Below are 2,286 nucleotides of genomic sequence, written 5' to 3'. Positions count from 1 at the left end.
ATTGCTACCTTAAATGGCTTGAGTGGCTTGACTACTAGTGGAACAGTATCTGCTGGATCAGTAAGCACAACTACTCTCAGTGGTCTTAATGATCTGACAGCAAGTGGAATTGTAACGGCCGGAACTTTAAGTTCGACCAACGCAACGATTACGAACCTGAATGGCTTGAACGGTCTTACCACCAGTGGCACAGTGATAGCTGGAACTTTGAGTGCATCAACTGCGAATATTGCTACCTTAAATGGCCTGAGCAGCTTGACCACGAGTGGAACTGTATCTGCTGGAACAGTAAGTACTACAACAATAAATGGTGTAAATAACCTGACTGCATCAGGCACAGTAGCAGCTGGAACTTTGAGTGCATCGACTGCGAATATCACAACCTTAAATGGTCTGAGTGGTTTGACTACGAGCGGAACTGTATCTGCTGGAACAGTAAGTACAACTACTCTTACAGGTCTGAATGACCTGACTGCATCAGGCACAGTAACAGCCGGAACTCTGAGTACATCAACTGCAAATATTGCTACCTTAAATGGCTTGAGTGGCTTGACTACTAGTGGAACAGTATCTGCTGGATCAGTGAGTACTACAACGATCAATGGTGTAAATAACCTGACCGTATCCGGCACAGTAACGTCTGGAACAATAAGTTCGACCAATGCAACGATCACGAACTTGAGCGGCTTGAGTGACCTCACAACCAGTGGCACAGTAACAGCCGGAACTCTGAGTTCTTCAACTGCGAATATCACAACTTTAAATGGCTTAAGTGGTCTGGCCACGAGCGGAACAGTATCTGCTGGTACAGTAAGTACAACTACTCTTACAGGTCTGAATGACCTGACTGCATCAGGCACAGTAACGGCCGGAACTTTGAGTACATCAACTGCGAATATTGCTACCTTAAATGGCTTGAGTGGCTTGACTACTAGTGGAACAGTATCTGCTGGATCAGTAAGCACAACTACTCTTACAGGTCTGAATGATCTGACAGCAAGTGGCACAGTAACAGCCGGAACGGTAAGTTCGACCAATGCGACGATCACGAACCTAAGCGGCTTGAACGGTTTGACTACCAGCGGCACTGTAACTGCCGGAACAGTAAGTTCGACCAATGCAACGATCACGAATCTGAGTGGCTTGAGTGGTCTGACTACCAGCGGCACAGTAACGGCCGGAACTTTAAGTTCGACCAATGCAACGATTACGAACCTGAGCGGCTTGAGTGGCCTGACCACCAGTGGCACAGTGACAGCTGGAACTCTGAGTGCATCAACTGCGAATATCACAACCTTAAATGGTCTGAGTGGTTTGACCACGAGTGGAACTGTATCTGCTGGAACATTAAGTACCACTACTCTTACAGGTCTGAGTGACCTCACAACCAGTGGCACAGTAACAGCCGGAACTCTGAGTACATCAACTGCGAATATCACAACCTTAAATGGTCTTAGCGGCCTGACTACGAGCGGAACTGTATCTGCTGGAACAGTAAGTACAACTACTCTTACAGGTCTGAATGACCTGACTGCATCAGGCACAGTAACGGCCGGAACTTTGAGTACATCAACTGCGAATATTGCTACCTTAAATGGCTTGAGTGGCTTGACTACTAGTGGAACAGTATCTGCTGGATCAGTAAGCACAACTACTCTTACAGGTCTGAATAATCTGACAGCAAGTGGCACAGTAACAGCCGGAACGGTAAGTTCGACCAATGCGACGATCACGAACCTAAGCGGCTTGAACGGTTTGACTACCAGCGGCACTGTAACTGCCGGAACAGTAAGTTCGACCAATGCAACGATCACGAATCTGAGTGGCTTGAGTGGTCTGACTACCAGCGGCACAGTAACGGCCGGAACTTTAAGTTCGACCAATGCAACGATCACGAACCTGAGCGGCTTGAGTGGCTTGACAGCGAGTGGCACAGTGACAGCTGGAACTTTGAGTGCATCGACTGCGAATATCACAACCTTAAATGGCTTAAGTGGTCTGACTACTAGCGGAACTGTATCTGCTGGAACAGTAAGTACAACTACTCTTACAGGTCTGAATGATCTGACAGCAAGTGGTACAGTGACAGCCGGAACTTTAAGTTCATCAACTGCGAATATTGCTACCTTAAATGGCTTGAGTGGCTTGACTACCAGCGGCACAGTAACAGCCGGAACTCTGAGTGCGTCAACTGCGAATATCACAACCATAAATGGTCTTAGCGGCCTGACTACGAGCGGAACTGTATCTGCTGGAACAGTAAGTACAACTACTCTTACTGGTCTG

1 protein-coding gene is annotated in these 2,286 nt (G+C 47.4%); it reads right to left on the bottom strand.

Annotation, left to right across the window (positions count from 1 at the left end; all coding sequences use genetic code 11):
- A partial coding sequence (locus ACH3Y6_RS15640; protein ID WP_490836566.1) for a hypothetical protein occupies nt 1–2,286 on the bottom strand: 2,286 nt, incomplete at both ends.

Source organism: Sediminibacterium sp. FW305-C-269, assembly GCF_058231045.1.
Note: the sequence above shows the minus strand (reverse complement) of the source record. Positions and strands in the feature narration are given on the sequence as shown.